The sequence below is a fragment of the Sphingomonas echinoides genome, assembly GCF_029623395.1.
GTDB classification, from domain to species: Bacteria; Pseudomonadota; Alphaproteobacteria; order Sphingomonadales; family Sphingomonadaceae; genus Sphingomonas; species Sphingomonas echinoides_A.
This window is the reverse complement of sequence record NZ_JAPYKK010000018.1, coordinates 1-13,292: the sequence shown is the minus strand read 5'-3', so window position 1 is coordinate 13,292 and position 13,292 is coordinate 1. Positions and strand designations below refer to the sequence as shown.

Here is a 13,292-nt window from a genome sequence, read left to right as displayed (position 1 = left end):
TCCGATCAGCTCTGGAACACGGCTGGCGTTCCGGGCTTTATCATCATCGCGAGTCGCGCAGCGTCCCAGTTGGTCAGGCGGATGCAACCGTGGCTTTCCGCGCGCCCGATCGTCTCGGGCGATGGCGTGCCGTGGATGCCATAATGCGGCTTGGACAGATCCAGCCACACGACCCCGACCGGACCGTTCGGCCCCGGAGGAAGCAACGCCTGCTTGGCGCTCTTCTTCGCGTCCCAGAACAGATCCGGGTTGAAGTGGAATTCGGGATTGTAGGACGCGCCCTTCACCTTCCACGTCCCGATCGGAAGCGGATCGTGCGTGCTGCCCATTGTCGCCATGAACTGCGCGACGAGCTTGCCGTCCTTGTCGAGTACGCGAAGGACTTCCTTGGACTTCGACACGACGATCTTGGCGCCGACTGGCTGAGTCGAGTCGACGTTGAGGTCGCTCAGCGTCTTGCGCCATGCCTCGGGCAGTTTCGAATCGTAGGCGCGCTGTGTCGTGATCGCATTGGGAACGACGATCTCCGTCCCGGCGGTCAACTTCGTATCGGGGCTGTTGAGTTCGATCAGCACCGCTGGCGTGGTGTGGAACATCTCCCCGAGTTTCTCCATCACGCTCTTGTACCCGAGCGCGGGCAGTTTCGATTGGAGTGCGGGATCCTTGGGGAACGGATTGGTATAGGGACCGGCAAGGATCTGATCGGTCAACGTGATCCGCTGGATCGGGCGAAACGCGCGATGCGGATACAGCGCACGCAACGTCTGCTGATCGAGCTTCCCCGTGATGGGCAGACCCTGTGCTTCCTGGAAACCATTCAGCGCGGCGACGAGCGATTTACCCTCGCGACCGTCGAGGACGCCGGGCGAAAAACCGAGATGATCCAGAATCACTTGCGCGTGAAGGACGGAACGGTCGAGCGAGGTCTGCGCGGCGGGATTGGACTGCGGCGCCTTTGTTCCCGCCGCGGCGGCACCCATGAGACCAACCGGGGTCAAGACCAGACAAGCCAAGCCGGCGAAGGTTTTTAGCACGGTTTCAGTCCCCTACATGCAATGCATGGATACAACGATAGATAACCCACTTGGCTCCGTTACGAATGCGAAATGTCAGTCGCTCCTCTCGCGACGCGCAATGCTCGGCGGCGCCATCGCTGGTGGCGCGGCGCTGGCCCTCCCCTTGCCCGCCATGGCGAAGGGTATCGAATGGCGTCTGGCGATCCGCAACGTCCATACCAACGAGACGGTCGACGCCGTCTTCGCCCGTTCGGGCCGGTTCCTCGCCGCCGGACTGGCCGAGCTCAATCATGGGCTGCGCGACTGGCGGACCGGCGAGACGATCGGCATGGACCGACGGCTGCTCGCCTTGCTCGTTTCGCTCCGCCAAAAGCTCGACCTTGGCGGCAATCGCAAGATCGATCTGATTTCCGGCTATCGGTCCCCCAAGACCAACGCAAAACTGCGGTCAAACGGCGGCAAACATACGGGCGTCGCGCACATGAGCCAGCATATGCTCGGCAAGGCGACCGACATCGTCGTGCCGGGCGTATCGCTCGACCGCCTTCGCGGCGCGGCGCTGGCGCTGGGTGGCGGGGGCGTCGGCTATTATCCGCGCGACGGATTCGTCCATATCGATACCGGACGCGTCCGCCACTGGTGATCCGTCCGTCGCGATGGATAATTCGCGATCGACAGGAGCCGCGCCGTTACCGCTCCAGCACCGCCCCAAATGCCTGCACTGCCGCAGCTTCATCGCCGCCCCACACCGCATGCGACACCGCAAGGAAGTCCGCCCCCGCAGCAACCAGCGGCGGCGCGTTGACCGGGGTGATCCCGCCGATCGCGACACAGGGGATTTCGAACACGGTCGACCACCAGCTGAGCAGCACGGGATCGGCAAGATGTTCGGTCGCCTTGGTGACGGTCGGGTGGAACGCGCCGAACGCGACATAGTCCGCCCCCGCTTCGCCCGCTTCCATCGCGAGATGGCGGCTGGCGTGACACGTGACACCGATTTGCGCTGCGGCGCCGAGTTCGCTGCGCGCTTCCTGCGGATCCCCGTCGTCCTGTCCGAGATGCACGCCATCCGCGCCGAGGCGCTTCGCCAGCGCAATGCTGTCGTTGACGATGAACGCGACATCGGCGTCCGCGCAGATTCGCTGCAACGGCTCGGCGAGCGCGGCGGCGGCATGCTGGTCGACATCCTTTACGCGGAACTGGAACGCGGCGACCGGTCCCGCCTCGAGCGCGCGCTTCAGGCGATCGGGGAACCCGCCGCCGACGTCGAGTGGCGATACGAGATACAGCTGGCATGGGGGGCGTCGGTAGTCGCGCTGGAATTGCGCACCGAAATTGGGGTCAAGCGGGCCGAGCGGGTCTTCAATGTCCATCCGCTGCCGATAGCGCCACGATCGCGGCATGGAAAGCCGCGGTATGTTCGGGCACACGCGTCTGGCGTAGCTCTAGAAGCACGCCTGTCATCGGACCAAGGTCGCGATGACAGGCGTGCCCGTGCGATTTACGCCTCGCCCTTGTAGATCGCGATGATCTTGGCGAGCATTTCGAGGGCTTCGTCGCGCGGACGCTGGAAGGTGTTGCGCCCGATGATCGAGCCGTTGCCGCCACCGGCGAGAATGTCGCGCGCGTCCTGATATACCGCGTCCGCGCCCTTGGCCGCGCCGCCCGAGAAGACGACGATGCGGCGACCCGCGAAGCTCGACTGCACGACATGTTTCACGCGGTCCGCCTGGTTCGACCAGTCGGTGCCCTCGTACATCGGCTTGGCTTCCTCCTGCTCGATATGATCGCTCGGCAGTTTCACCTTGATTATGTGCGCACCGAGCAATGCCGCCATGTGCGCGGCATAGGCCCCGACGTCGAGCGCGAGCTCGCCCGACTTGGGCAGGATGCCGCCACGCGGATACGACCAGATGACGGTCGCGATGCCGACCGACTTTGCCTCCGCCGACATTTCGCGAATCTGGCCGATCATGTCGAACAGATCGTCCGATCCCGGATAGATCGTGAAGCCGATCGCCGCGCAGCCGAGCCGCACCGCATCCTCGACCGAGCCGGTGACGGCCTGATTGGCACCTTGCGCCCAGCTGTTCGAGCTGTTGACCTTGAGGATCGTCGGGATCTGCCCTGCAAAGGTGCCCGCGCCTGCTTCGAGCATCCCGAGCGGTGCGGCATAGGCCGAAAGCCCGGCATCGATCGCCAGCTGATAATGGTAATGCGGGTCGTATGCCGCAGGATTGACGGCGAAGCTGCGCGCCGGGCCATGTTCGAAGCCCTGGTCGACCGGCAGGATGACGAGCTTGCCGGTCCCGCCGAGCTTGCCCTGCATGAGGATACGACCAAGGTTCGCCTTGGTCGCGGGGCTGTCCGATTCGTACTTGTCGAGAATGGCTTGGACGGCTGGCGTCATGATTAGGCTCCTCCACGGGAATGTTTGGCGGCGTGATACCCAGCCGCATTGGCGACTGCAACGCGGCATTCCCCGGCCAACGCCGATTCGTCCGCTCACCTCTTGCTATTTGGCACATTGCCGGGCTTTCGCGACGCGATGACCCAAACCGACAAGCACGATCTTTCGCCTGCCGTCACGATGCTGATGGCGATCGCCTGCGGTGCGATGGTCGCGAACCTCTATTACGCACAAACGCTGATCGAACAGATCGGCCCCGATATCGGCCTGTCCGCCGGGCTGGCCGGCGCAATCGTGACGTTGACGCAACTGGGATATGGGCTGGGTCTCGCCTTCATCGTGCCGCTGTCGGATCTGGTCGAGAACAAGCGCCTGATCCTGATCTCGACCGCAGGCGCGGTGCTCGGTTCGCTTGGCATCGCGCTGGCGCGGGGCCCGGCGACGTTTCTTGCCGCCGCGCTGATGACGGGGGTCTGCTCGGTCGGGGTACAGGTGCTCGTCCCCCTTGCGGCGAAGCTCAGCAGCCAGGCGCGGCAGGGGCGCACGATCGGGCTGGTGATGAGCGGCCTGCTGACCGGAATCATGCTCGCGCGACCGGTTGCCAGTTTCGTCGCCGGGTTGGCGGGGTGGCGCGCGATGTTCTTCGTTTCCGCCGGAATTACCGCGCTGGTCGGGATCGCGTTGCTGACGATGCTCCCGGCGCGGCGGCCCGACAGCACCCTGCGCTACCGCGCGCTGCTGGCGTCGTCGGTCGAGCTGCTGCGACTGTATCCCGTCTTGCGGTTGCGCGCGGCGTATCAGGCATTGCTGTTCATCGCGTTCAACATGTTCTGGACCGCTGCGCCGATCGTGCTGACTCAGCGATTCGGGCTCGGGCCGAACGGTATCGCGCTGTTCGCGCTGGCGGGCGCGGGCGGCGCCTTGGTCGCGCCTGTCGCCGGATGGCTGGCGGACCGCGGGCTGGCACGCCGGGCGACGTTCGGGGGCCTGATGTTGCTGACGCTGTCGTTTCTCGGGTCCGACATGGTCGTCGCCGCGGGTAGCGTGATCGCCTTCGCCGTCAGCGCGGTCCTGATCGACGCCGCGGTGCAACTCAACCAGATCTCCGGCCAGCGAATCATTTTCGGGCTGGATGCGAGCGCGGGCGGGCGGATCAATGCGGCGTATATGACGATCGTCTTCCTGTTCGGCGCGACCGGCTCAGTGATCGGCAGCGCCAGCGTGGCGGCGGGAGGCTGGGCGCTGACCAGCTTGATCGGCGCGGCGTTCGGCGGGGTCGGGTTGGTGCTGTTCCTCGTATTCGATCGTCCGAGCCGTACGAACCGACAGGGCTGACGCGCGTCCGCTTCAACGGCCCGAATGACCGATACGCGCGGTGACGCCGTTGCATGCGACGCGCGGCAAAGCCCCTTGGAACGCGGCCGCATCCTGCTAAACGCTGGCGCGATGAACCTTCCCTCCGAAACCACACCGCCGCTCGCGCAGGCCAACAGCCTGCGCCAGCAACCCGACGACAACGGGCATTTCGGCCAGTTCGGTGGCCGCTACGTCGCCGAAACGCTGATGCCGCTCGTGCTCGAGCTCGACCAGGCGTATCGCGCGGCGAAGGCGGACCCCGCGTTCCAGGCGCAGTTCGACGATCTGCTCGAACATTATGTCGGCCGCCCGAGCCCGCTTTACTACGCCGAACGCCTGACCGAGACGTTGCGCGAATCCGCGCCCGACGGAAAAGGCGCGCAAGTGTGGTTCAAGCGCGACGAGCTCAACCATACCGGCGCGCACAAGATCAACAATTGCATCGGGCAGATCCTGCTCGCGATGCGCATGGGCAAGACCCGCATCATCGCCGAGACCGGTGCTGGGCAGCATGGCGTCGCCACCGCGACGGTCTGCGCGCGCTTTGGCTTGCCGTGCGTGATCTACATGGGCGCCAAGGACATCGCGCGGCAGGCGCCCAACGTGTTCCGCATGAAGCTGCTCGGTGCGGAAGTCCGCCCGGTAACGAGCGGGTCGCACTCGCTGAAGGATGCGATGAACGAGGGCATGCGCGACTGGGTGGCCAACGTCCACGACACCTTCTACATCATCGGCACCGCCGCCGGGCCGCACCCCTATCCGGAGATGGTGCGCGATTTCCAGAGCGTGATCGGCAAGGAAGCGCGCGCGCAGATGCTGTCGCGGATCGATCGGCTTCCTGATCTTCTCGTCGCCGCGATCGGTGGCGGATCGAACGCGATCGGCCTGTTCCACCCCTTCCTCGACGATGCCGACGTGAAGATGCTTGGCGTCGAAGCGGCAGGTCGTGGGCTCGACAAGGAACATGCGGCGTCGCTGGCAGGCGGTGCGCCGGGGATTCTCCACGGCAACAAGACCTATCTGCTGCAGGACGAGGACGGCCAGATCACCGAGGCGCATTCGATCTCGGCCGGGCTGGACTATCCCGGCATCGGGCCGGAGCATAGCTGGCTGCATGAGATCGGCCGGGTCGAGTATACGGCGATCACCGATACCGAGGCGCTGGATGCGTTCCAGCTGCTGTGCCGGACCGAGGGCATCATCCCCGCGCTCGAACCGGCGCACGCGATCGCCGCCGTCGCTAAGCGCGCACGCGAGATGGACCGCGACCAGATCATCCTCGCCAACCTGTGCGGGCGTGGCGACAAGGACATCTTCACCGTCGCCGAAGCGCTGGGCGTGGCGATATGAGCGCGCGGGGGGGCGGTCTTTCGGACGTCGTCACCGCTGCCGTGGTGGGGGCGGTCGTCGCGCTGATCGTGCGCGAAGTCAGTGCGTTCGGCATCGATGTGCAACGCTGGACCTTGCATGTCCCGCGCGCGCTCGATTCCGCCAAGATCGGCGCGATCGCGGGTGCGGCGAGCAACCTCTTCGGCAACTGGAGAACGGGACGATGAGCCGCCTTTCCGCTGCGTTTGCCAAAGGTCATCCCGCGCTTGTCGCATTCGTCACCGCGGGTGACCCCACCCCCGCCGCCACCGGCGCGATCCTCGACGCGATCGTCGAGGGCGGCGCGGACGTGATCGAGCTCGGCATGCCGTTCACCGACCCGATGGCGGATGGCCCCGCGATCCAGGCCGCGAACATCCGCAGCCTGCTCGCGGGCACGCGGACCGTGGATATCCTCGGGATCGCGAAGGCGTTCCGCGCCCGGCACCCGGATACGCCGCTGGTGCTGATGGGCTATGCCAACCCGATGACGATCCGCGGCGGCGACTGGTTCGCCGCCGCCGCCAAGGATGCGGGCGTCGACGGCATCATTTGCGTCGACATTCCGCCCGAGGAAGACGCCGAGCTTGGCCCAGCCCTCCGCGCCGCGGGAATCGACCCAATCCGCCTTGCGACCCCAACGACCGACGCTGCGCGCTTGCCTGCGGTGCTCGATGGCGCGAGCGGCTTCGTCTATTACGTATCGGTCGCCGGGATTACCGGACTGCAACAGGCGGCACAGGCTTCGATCGAGTCCGCGGTCGCCCGGCTGAAGGCGTCGACCGACCTGCCGATCGCAGTCGGCTTCGGCGTCCGTACTCCCGATCAGGCCGCCGCGATCGCCAAGGTTGCCGACGGCGTCGTCGTCGGCTCGGCGATCGTCGAGCTGGTCGCGCAGCATGGCGCCGCTGCACCGGAGGCGGTGCGCACCTACATTCAATCCCTGTCGACGGCGATCCACGCCGCCCGCGAAGGAATCCCTGCATGACCTGGCTTACCAGCGTCCGCAACGCGCTCTCGCTCGTCGTCCCGATCAAGAAGGAGACGCCCGACACGCTCTGGCACAAGTGCAAGGGCTGCGGGCAAATGGTGTTCGTGAAAGAGTTGGAGGACAATCTCTACGTCTGTCCGCACTGCGACCATCACGAGCGGATCGGGCCGCTCCTGCGCTTCCAATATGTCTTCGACGCCGGCTCCTACACGATTGTGCCGCTGCCGAAGGTCCCCGATGACCCGCTCAAGTTCCGCGATACCAAGCGCTATGCGGACCGGATCAAGGCGGCGCGTGCTGCGACGTCCGAAGGCGACGCGCTGATCACCGCGCGCGGTACGATCGAGGGTCGCCGCGCGGTCATCGGCGTACAGGACTTTGCGTTCATGGGCGGATCCATGGGTCTTGCGGTGGGCGAGGCGTTCGTGCGCGGGGTCGAGACCGCGATCAAGGACGACTGCCCGTACATCATCTTCACCGCCGCAGGCGGCGCGCGGATGCAGGAGGGTATTCTCAGCCTGATGCAGATGCCGCGCGCGACCGTGGCGATCCAGATGCTGCACGATGCGGGGCTCCCGTACATCGTCGTGCTGACCGATCCGACCACGGGCGGCGTCACCGCAAGCTATGCGATGCTTGGTGACGTGCAGATCGCCGAGCCGGGTGCGCTGATCGGCTTTGCCGGCCAGCGCGTGATCGAACAGACGATTCGCGAGAAATTGCCGGACGGCTTCCAGCGGGCGGAATATTTGCTCGAACACGGGATGATCGACATGGTGAAGCACCGCCGCGACCTGCGCGTGACGCTGGCGAGTTTGATTGATTACCTGGGTGGAAAGCGCGCGGCGGCGTGATTGTTCTCCCTCTCCCCGCAGGCGGGGAGAGGGCAAGCGAGGCGAAGCCGAAGCGAGGGAGAGGGGCAGTACGGTTGGGGTGGCGTGCTGGAATGCCCCTCTCCCCGGCCAGTTTGGGGTAAACATCGCCCCGCGATGTTTAGGCCATGCCGGGGGCATAGCCGCCCCCAAACTCCCCGGAGGGGAGAGGGAGTAAGAAATGGACCACGCCGTCTCCGAGAATAGCGCCGTTCAGGCGCAGCTTGACCGGTTATGGAAGCTGTCTCCCGGTGCCGATATCCTCGGCCTCGAGCGGATCACGCTGCTGCTCGGCCGGCTTGGCAATCCGCAGGATCGGCTCCCGCCGGTGTTCCATGTCGCGGGCACCAACGGCAAGGGCTCGACATGCGCGTTCCTGCGCAGCGCGCTGGAGGCCTCGGGCCTGACGGTCCATGCTTATACCAGCCCGCATCTCGTGCGGTTCAACGAACGCATTCGGGTCGCCGGAAGCCTCATCGACGACACCCTGCTCGCAGCGTTGCTCGAAGAGGTGCTGGACGCTGGCGGAGACATCGGTGCCAGCTTCTTCGAGGTCACCACCGCCGCCGCATTCCTCGCCTTTGCGCGGACACCTGCGGATGCATGCGTGATCGAGGTGGGCCTCGGCGGACGGCTCGATGCGACCAACGTGATCGCGCACCCGCTGGTCACCGGAATCGCGCAACTCGGGATCGATCACCAGAGCTTCCTTGGCGACAGCGCGGTGGAGATCGCCGGCGAGAAAGCTGGGATCGCCAAGGCCGGTGTCCCACTCGTCACCATGACGTACGAAACCGACAGTGCGGCACGTGTTGCCGAAATTGCGCGTTATGCGAAGGCGTCCGTGATTGCGCTCGGTAGCGGATGGCAAATGCATGTTGACGGCACGACCCTGCGGTACGAGGACGCGAACGGTACCGTCGAAACGCCGCTGCCCGCCCTGGCGGGTCCGCACCAGCCCGGCAATCTGGCGCTCGCCATCGCGATGCTCCGCCACCAGACGGTCCTGACGATGCCAGCCGATGCCTATTCGGCCGCCGCGCGTGGCACGCACTGGCCCGCGCGGATGCAGCGTTTGCACCCGGGGCCGCTGGTCGGTCTGCTGCCGCCTGGAAGCCAAATATGGCTGGACGGCGGGCACAACCCCGCTGCCGCCGGGGCGATCGCGGCCACCTTGCGCGCGATTGCCAATCCCGGGATCGGGCGCAGCGAAGTCCATCTCGTGCTCGGCATGCTGGCGAACAAAGATCCTGCCGGGCTGCTGGCGCCCTTCGCCGGAATCGCGACAACGCTCCACGCAGTGCCGATCTCGGGGCACGCGCATCATGCCCCGGCAGCGCTTGCCGCGATCGCCCACGCGTTCGGAATCGCTGCGCACACCGCCGATGACGTCGCTGGCGCGCTCCGGGATATTGCCGAAATCGCCGATCAGGCAGAACCGCCGATCGTACTCGTCCTGGGCTCGCTCTACCTCGCGGGCGAGGTGCTCTTGGCGAACGGTGAACTACCGGACTGACCGTTATTATTGCGATTGACTTGCAATAGCGACTGGAAGAGGATTGCTCCACCCGAAGGAGTATCCGTTCATGTCCTCGAATCAGCCTACCGCACCGGCGCTTGCTGCGGCACTCCCGCACCCCCTCCCCGAGGATACAAACGCGCGTTTGTTCCTTTTCGCGTTCCGCCGGATGGGGGCGCACGGGCTCAACGATGCGTTCGCCGCGCACGCATTGCTGGAAGGGTTCGGCGCTGGATTTCGTCGTCCGCTCACGCTGCTTCGCGCGATGATGGCGGACCTTGCAGGCGGCGCAAAGTGCTCAATCGCGATCGCGCCATGCTGCTGCCGCCGCACGACGCATGCGGAACATGCGTTGCTGACGATCGTAACCCGGGCAGAAATCGCGCCGGACAGCGCGCGCCTGTTGCTGAGCGACCTCATCGGACTGCGAAGCCCGGACGGGATCCTTGCGAGCATCTGCATCGTGGCACAGGCGTTTGCCGATGCAGGGCGTCCGATCACCGCGGAATAAGGTCTAGTCGAACACCTGGTCGTGCGTTGCGTCCTCGGTAGCGCCGATCGACGCATCGATCAGACCACTCCGGCTCATCCACCAGAAGAGCAGCACGCCAGGCAGCGCCACGATCGTCGTGAGCAGGTAGAAGTTCACATACCCCATCGAGTCGATCAGCCCGCCAGCGGTCGTCCCGGTGACGAAGCGCCCAACGATGCTCGCCGCTGCCGAGATCAACGCATATTGGGCGGCGGTGAAGCGGGAATTGGTCAGTGCCGAGAAATAGGCAATGACCGTGACCCCGCCGATCCCACTCGAGAAATTCTCCAACCCGATTGCGGAGGCCATGCCGAGATTGGAATGCCCCGCCGCCGCCAGACCCGCAAAACTGAGGTTCGAGAGCATCATGAGGATCAGCGACACCAGCACGGACCGCTTGAGCCCAAGCCGTGTGTAGAGGATTCCGCCGACGAAAATGCCGACCATGAAGGCGAGAAAACCGATCCACACGTCGTAGAATGCGATCTCGTCGTTGGTGAAGTGGAGCGAGTCGAACAGCAGTCGGAACGTGAGGTTCGCCAGCGTATCGCCGATCTTGTGGATCAGGATGAACAACAGCACCAGCGCCGCGCCACGCCGTTGGAAGAATTGCAGGAACGGTCCGAGGATCGACGTGCCGAGATTGGCGAACCCTGGACGCCGCTTTTCAGGAGCCCGTCGGTTTGCCGGTTCGCCGCAGATCAGCCCTGCGACCATCGCCGGCAAGGCAAACGCAGCGCAGACAAGATACGCATTCGCCCAACCGAAGCGCGCTGCGACGACCAGCGCAACCGCCCCCGCCCCCGCCGACCCGAGCCGCCAGCCATATTGCGACATGCCCGATCCGACGCCCAACTGGCGCGGTTCGAGCAGTTCGATGCGATAGGCGTCGATCACGATATCGAACGTCGCGCCCGCCGCGCCCACCAGGATCGCCGCGACCGCCGTCGCAAAGATGTCAGCCTTGGGATCGATGAGCGCGAGATGCGCAACCGCCGCGATTACCAGCAGGCCTGCGACGATCAGCCAGGACACCCGCTGACCTAGCGCTCCAATGCCGGGAAGGCGGACGCCGTCGACGATCCACGCCCATAACCACTTGAGATTATAGACAAGGAACGCGAGGCTGAACGCGGTGACGGTCGACTTGGTGATGCCGTCCTGCGCGAGGCGCGTCGTCAGGGTCGCGCCGATCATCGCGAACGGGAACCCCGACGAAATCCCGAGCGCCAACGCCGCCAGCGGGGCCTTTTCGAAATACGGGCGAATGCCATCCGACCAGCGACGGTCGCGCCCGCTCATGCCATCCATGCGTCTATTGCCCCTGCCGCGAAATCCGGTTTCCGTCGCGCAGGACCCTAACGCCTAAAACGCGGAGCGGAAGAGCGGACCCGCCGCAACACGCCGGGTTGCGCTCAGGTCGCCTGCCCGAACAGACTGAAGCCAGACGGAATCCGTTTCGGAACCTTGCCGTCGAGCACCGCCTCGATCGCGGAGATCGATGCAAGCAAATCGCGCTGTGCATACGGTTTAGCGAGGCATCCGGCGGCAATTTCTCGTGCGCCTTGCGGGCATTGGCCGGTCACGAACAGCACGGCGATGCCCTTTGCGTGTGCGGCATGCGCGACGTCGACGCCGCTGCCGTCGGCGAGGCTGATATCGACCAGGACCAAATCGAGTTCCTCGTCGAGGTCTATTACCGTGATTGCGTCGGCGACCCGATCGACCGTCGCGACGATCTCATAGTTCGCCTCGCGGAGGTAATGCTCGGTATCGAACGCCACCAGCGGCTCGTCTTCGACGAGCAACAGCTTGCAAATCCGCCGCTTTTTCCGTCCGAACAGCATGTCCGGTGCCCCACCTTCTGTACCACGCCGAGAATGGCATCGTGCGTTCCGCCCTCGTTACGCACCCGTGCCTTAACGCTCAGCTACGAGATCGGGCGCAAATCTTTTTGTTCAACACTCGTGGAAGATTTTGGGTATCAGGGCGGCGTGTCAAAATACCGTCCCCCCAAAATTGCCGCGCCGGGCGCCGCCACCACCCCGCGCGAACGCGCCGACGACGAACAGCGGATCGCCAAGCTATTGGCGCGCGCCGGAATTGCGTCTCGGCGCGAAGTCGAACGCATGATCGCGGAGGGGCGCGTCGCCCTGAACGACGTGGTGATCGATACGCCCGCGACGATCCTCGCGTCGCTCGAGGGGGTGACGGTCGATGGAAATCCGGTCGCAGCCGCCGCCGAAACGCGTCTGTTTCTGTACCATAAACCGTCAGGACTCCTCGTTACCGAGCGGGATCCTGCCGGAAGACCGACGATTTACGACCGTTTGCCGCAGGATTTACCGCGGCTGGTGCCCGTGGGGCGACTCGATCTCAACACCGAAGGCCTGTTACTGCTTACCACAGACGGCGAATTGAAGCGACAGCTCGAACTGCCGTCGACCGGCGTCGAACGGGCCTATCGCGCGCGCGCCTATGGCCAGGTCACGCAGGACCAGCTCGAGGAACTGATCCACGGGATCGAGATCGAGGGGGTCCGCTACGGATCGATCAACGCCAATCTCGAACGCCGCACGGGCGCCAACGTCTGGATCGAGATGATCCTGACCGAAGGCAAGAATCGCGAAGTCCGCCGTGTCCTCGAATTCCTCGGGCTCAAGGTCTCGCGGCTGATCCGGACGCGGTACGGCCCGTTCCTGCTGGGCGACCTGTCGCCCGGGGCGATCGGTGAGGTGCGGGCGCATGACGTCGCGGCGTTCCGCAAGGATCCCAAGCGGATGTTGCAGCCCGAGCGGATCAGGGGCCCGTCGCCCGACCGCGCCAAGGCCACCGCCACGCCTCCAGCGGAACGGCCGCAGCGCGCCGCGCGCCCTGCGTCGCGCCCGAGCGCAACGCGCATCACGCGTGCGGTGGCGAACGATAGTGACCGCGCTGCGTTCGCGGACCCGCGCCGCGCCGCCGCTGAACCACGCCGCGAGGGGATCGTCGTCACCAAGGCGCCCAAGATCAAACGCTTCTATGACGCCAAGCCCAAGGCGGGTACGCCCGCCGCTGGCGCAGGCGCACCCCCAGGCGCACGGCCGGCGAGCGGATCGGCCCGCCCGCCCGCGCGGACGCCGGACGGACGGCCTGCACGCGTGTTCAACCCGGAGCTTGGGCGCAACGTGCGCGCGAAGCCCGGGCGTGGCGCCGGAACGGTGAGCACCGCAACGCAACGGTCGGATT

The 13,292-nt window shown here is 65.5% G+C and carries 14 protein-coding genes; 9 read left to right on the top strand and 5 right to left on the bottom strand.

Going from position 1 to position 13,292, the window contains the following annotated elements; translation table 11 throughout:
* Nucleotides 1-5: 5 nt before the first annotated feature.
* Nucleotides 6-980, bottom strand: coding sequence for a L,D-transpeptidase family protein (locus tag QBJ92_RS11975; protein ID WP_277969976.1), 975 nt, complete (start codon nt 978-980; stop codon nt 6-8).
* A gap of 154 nt (nt 981-1,134) precedes the next feature.
* Here QBJ92_RS11975 and QBJ92_RS11970 point away from each other — a divergent pair, with 154 nt between their 5' ends.
* The gene (locus QBJ92_RS11970) at nt 1,135-1,659 is read left to right on the top strand and encodes a YcbK family protein (RefSeq protein ID WP_277969927.1); all 525 of its coding nucleotides are present in this window, start codon (nt 1,135-1,137) and stop codon (nt 1,657-1,659) included.
* Nucleotides 1,660-1,705: 46 nt separating this feature from the next.
* On the opposite strand, the gene thiE is transcribed toward QBJ92_RS11970, so the two are convergent.
* The gene (gene thiE / locus QBJ92_RS11965; protein ID WP_277969975.1) at nt 1,706-2,389 is read right to left on the bottom strand and encodes a thiamine phosphate synthase; all 684 of its coding nucleotides are present in this window, start codon (nt 2,387-2,389) and stop codon (nt 1,706-1,708) included.
* 128 nt (nt 2,390-2,517) lie between these two features.
* Nucleotides 2,518-3,426 (bottom strand): class I fructose-bisphosphate aldolase, encoded by a 909-nt coding sequence (locus QBJ92_RS11960; RefSeq protein ID WP_277969926.1) that lies wholly within the window; start codon nt 3,424-3,426, stop codon nt 2,518-2,520.
* 138 nt (nt 3,427-3,564) lie between these two features.
* Between QBJ92_RS11960 and QBJ92_RS11955 the strand changes: the two genes are divergently transcribed.
* From QBJ92_RS11955 to QBJ92_RS11925, 7 genes are all read left to right on the top strand, one after another.
* Entirely contained in the window at nt 3,565-4,761 is a 1,197-nt protein-coding gene (locus QBJ92_RS11955) for an MFS transporter (RefSeq protein ID WP_277969925.1), read from the top strand.
* A 111-nt stretch (nt 4,762-4,872) separates the two neighbouring features.
* Nucleotides 4,873-6,132, top strand: a complete 1,260-nt coding sequence (gene trpB, locus QBJ92_RS11950; RefSeq protein WP_277969924.1) for a tryptophan synthase subunit beta — start codon at nt 4,873-4,875, stop codon at nt 6,130-6,132.
* Nucleotides 6,129-6,338 (top strand): hypothetical protein, encoded by a 210-nt coding sequence (locus tag QBJ92_RS11945; RefSeq protein ID WP_277969923.1) that lies wholly within the window; start codon nt 6,129-6,131, stop codon nt 6,336-6,338. The genes trpB and QBJ92_RS11945 overlap by 4 nt, the downstream gene beginning before the upstream one ends.
* Nucleotides 6,335-7,138: a tryptophan synthase subunit alpha gene (gene trpA, locus QBJ92_RS11940; RefSeq protein ID WP_277969922.1), complete on the top strand. Its 804-nt coding sequence runs from the start codon at nt 6,335-6,337 to the stop codon at nt 7,136-7,138. The genes QBJ92_RS11945 and trpA overlap by 4 nt, the downstream gene beginning before the upstream one ends.
* Entirely contained in the window at nt 7,135-7,995 is an 861-nt protein-coding gene (gene accD / locus QBJ92_RS11935; RefSeq protein ID WP_277969921.1) for an acetyl-CoA carboxylase, carboxyltransferase subunit beta, read from the top strand. Before trpA ends, accD begins: the two co-directional genes overlap by 4 nt.
* 199 nt (nt 7,996-8,194) lie before the next feature.
* Nucleotides 8,195-9,529, top strand: coding sequence for a bifunctional folylpolyglutamate synthase/dihydrofolate synthase (locus QBJ92_RS11930; RefSeq protein ID WP_277969920.1), 1,335 nt, complete (start codon nt 8,195-8,197; stop codon nt 9,527-9,529).
* A 70-nt stretch (nt 9,530-9,599) separates the two neighbouring features.
* Nucleotides 9,600-10,043 (top strand): DUF6628 family protein, encoded by a 444-nt coding sequence (locus QBJ92_RS11925; RefSeq protein WP_277969919.1) that lies wholly within the window; start codon nt 9,600-9,602, stop codon nt 10,041-10,043.
* 3 nt (nt 10,044-10,046) lie between these two features.
* Here the strand turns inward: QBJ92_RS11925 and QBJ92_RS11920 are convergent, their stop codons facing one another.
* Nucleotides 10,047-11,375, bottom strand: a complete 1,329-nt coding sequence (locus QBJ92_RS11920; RefSeq protein WP_277969918.1) for an AmpG family muropeptide MFS transporter — start codon at nt 11,373-11,375, stop codon at nt 10,047-10,049.
* A gap of 104 nt (nt 11,376-11,479) precedes the next feature.
* Nucleotides 11,480-11,911 (bottom strand): response regulator, encoded by a 432-nt coding sequence (locus QBJ92_RS11915; RefSeq protein WP_277969917.1) that lies wholly within the window; start codon nt 11,909-11,911, stop codon nt 11,480-11,482.
* A gap of 147 nt (nt 11,912-12,058) precedes the next feature.
* Here QBJ92_RS11915 and QBJ92_RS11910 point away from each other — a divergent pair.
* A partial coding sequence (locus QBJ92_RS11910; RefSeq protein ID WP_277969916.1) for a pseudouridine synthase occupies nt 12,059-13,292 on the top strand: 1,234 nt, incomplete at its 3' end.

Excerpts from the sequence above, each read along its gene's own strand:
- QBJ92_RS11915 (WP_277969917.1), bottom strand. The coding sequence starts at position 11,911 with ATGCTGTTCGGACGGAAAAAGCGGCGGATTTGCAAGCTGTTGCTCGTC.
- trpB (WP_277969924.1), top strand. The coding sequence starts at position 4,873 with ATGAACCTTCCCTCCGAAACCACACCGCCGCTCGCGCAGGCCAACAGC.
- QBJ92_RS11955 (WP_277969925.1), top strand. The coding sequence starts at position 3,565 with ATGACCCAAACCGACAAGCACGATCTTTCGCCTGCCGTCACGATGCTG.
- QBJ92_RS11975 (WP_277969976.1), bottom strand. The coding sequence starts at position 980 with ATGGGTGCCGCCGCGGCGGGAACAAAGGCGCCGCAGTCCAATCCCGCC.
- QBJ92_RS11930 (WP_277969920.1), top strand. The coding sequence starts at position 8,195 with ATGGACCACGCCGTCTCCGAGAATAGCGCCGTTCAGGCGCAGCTTGAC.
- QBJ92_RS11960 (WP_277969926.1), bottom strand. The coding sequence starts at position 3,426 with ATGACGCCAGCCGTCCAAGCCATTCTCGACAAGTACGAATCGGACAGC.
- QBJ92_RS11925 (WP_277969919.1), top strand. The coding sequence starts at position 9,600 with ATGTCCTCGAATCAGCCTACCGCACCGGCGCTTGCTGCGGCACTCCCG.
- thiE (WP_277969975.1), bottom strand. The coding sequence starts at position 2,389 with ATGGACATTGAAGACCCGCTCGGCCCGCTTGACCCCAATTTCGGTGCG.
- QBJ92_RS11970 (WP_277969927.1), top strand. The coding sequence starts at position 1,135 with ATGCTCGGCGGCGCCATCGCTGGTGGCGCGGCGCTGGCCCTCCCCTTG.
- accD (WP_277969921.1), top strand. The coding sequence starts at position 7,135 with ATGACCTGGCTTACCAGCGTCCGCAACGCGCTCTCGCTCGTCGTCCCG.
- QBJ92_RS11945 (WP_277969923.1), top strand. The coding sequence starts at position 6,129 with ATGAGCGCGCGGGGGGGCGGTCTTTCGGACGTCGTCACCGCTGCCGTG.
- QBJ92_RS11920 (WP_277969918.1), bottom strand. The coding sequence starts at position 11,375 with ATGGATGGCATGAGCGGGCGCGACCGTCGCTGGTCGGATGGCATTCGC.
- trpA (WP_277969922.1), top strand. The coding sequence starts at position 6,335 with ATGAGCCGCCTTTCCGCTGCGTTTGCCAAAGGTCATCCCGCGCTTGTC.